This is a genomic window from Candidatus Cloacimonadota bacterium, from assembly GCA_011372345.1.
Taxonomy (GTDB): Bacteria; Cloacimonadota; Cloacimonadia; order Cloacimonadales; family TCS61; genus DRTC01.
In genome coordinates, this window is record DRTC01000611.1 from 1 (window position 1) to 1653 (window position 1653).

At 34.4% G+C, this 1653-nt stretch carries 2 protein-coding genes; both read left to right on the top strand.

All coding sequences use genetic code 11. From position 1 onward, the window contains the following. Positions 1-1171, top strand: a 1171-nt coding sequence (locus tag ENL20_11715) for a hypothetical protein (GenBank protein ID HHE39221.1), incomplete at its 5' end; no start/stop codon positions are given. A 10-nt stretch (positions 1172-1181) separates the two neighbouring features. Further along, positions 1182-1653 (top strand): hypothetical protein (locus ENL20_11720; GenBank protein ID HHE39222.1); only part of this gene is annotated, 472 nt, incomplete at its 3' end.

Here is a 1653-nt window from a genome sequence, read left to right on the forward strand (position 1 = left end):
GATTTTTTATGATGCTGCTTATTATGGTTTTGAAATAAAAGACAGAAATGCCTTAGAAGAAATACTGCATAAATATCTAATTCAAGAGAATCAGGAAATTCCAACTTCCAACCTGACAAAAAAATTGGTAGATTATATGAATGATGAGGACGGTGATCTGCTGATAGAAGAATCATCTTTGCAGAAAAAAGTGGTAAAATCACTCATCAGATATGTTGAGAAAAACCGTAGTTATTCTGAAAAAGACATAGTTTCAAATTTAAAAAGAGTTTTTCCAAATTCATATTATGAAGATGATCCTGAAATGCTGGATTATGCTGCGATGTCGATTAAATCGATCATCAAGAATGAAATTGAATGGAATAAAGTTAATAATCTAATAAAAGAAATAGCACCGGTATTTTCAAAAGATATTCAGCAATATCCTGATTTTCAAAAGAACCTGATCGGTGATGTCTGGGAAATTAATGATACTCAAATTTTTCTTTCTAATACAAAATATAATAACTTGAATAAAGATGAGCAGAAGCCAACGATCTCTCTCGATTTACAGCAAACAGGTATGCCCATAATCTATAAAGATATCGACAACAATATCGTTTCCAGCCAGACATACAGTCTTCTTTTTGCGATTGGAATTGTCTTGATTTTGCTGGCAATTCAATTCAAATCTTTTATTGGTGGTGTGATTTCCATTTTGCCGATAATAATGACTGTTCTTTTCAATTTTGCGATTATGTGGATTTTTAAAATACCTTTAGATGCTGCAACCGTGATGATCGGAAGCGTTGCCGTGGGAATCGGGATTGATTATACAATTCATTTTAACAATCGTTTTCATTTTGAGATCGGCAAGAAGAACAGCGTGGAAAATGCTCTTGAAACCACACTTCAAACAACCGGAAGGGCTATTATAATTAACGCCTTCTCCGTGATGCTGGGTTTCCTGACACTATTGTTGGGAAGCATCGTTCCGATGCAAAGATTCGGCTGGTTAATTGCACTTACAATGGTAGTCAGTGCTATAGCATCCTTAACATTTTTGCCTTCACTTCTTTTGATCACACACGCATCCTTCATTGGAGATTTGAAACATAAGGCGTTGAGAAGAGTCGTGAATATCAAAGCAAATATAAAACAGAAAGTAAATAATCTCAAAGAAAAAAAATGAGGAAATAATTATGGAATGGAAAAGTAAATTAATGAAGCACTTAAAAAAGAAAAAAGTTGGTTTGGTTCTTGGCTGCGGTGGCGCAAAAGGGTTATCTCATATCGGAGTGATAAAATTTTTGGAAGATAATGATATAAAAATAGATTTTATTACCGGTTCGAGTATTGGAGCCTTGGTCGGAGGTGCTTATGCCGGCGGATTAAGTATCAAAGAAATTGAGAATATTGCTTTAGAAACCGATCTCACATCCACAGCAAAGCTTTTTTCGCCCGGATTTGGAAAATCAGGTTTGGTTACAGGAACAAATGTTCAGAAATTTTTAACATCCATATTAGGTAATAAAAATATAGAAGATCTGCAAATTCCCTTTACAGCAGTAGCAACCGATATAATCACAGGAGAAGAAATACATTTTAATAAAGGCAATCTCGTAGAAGCAATTCGAGCCAGTATTTCAATTCCAATCGTTTTTCAACCGGTAA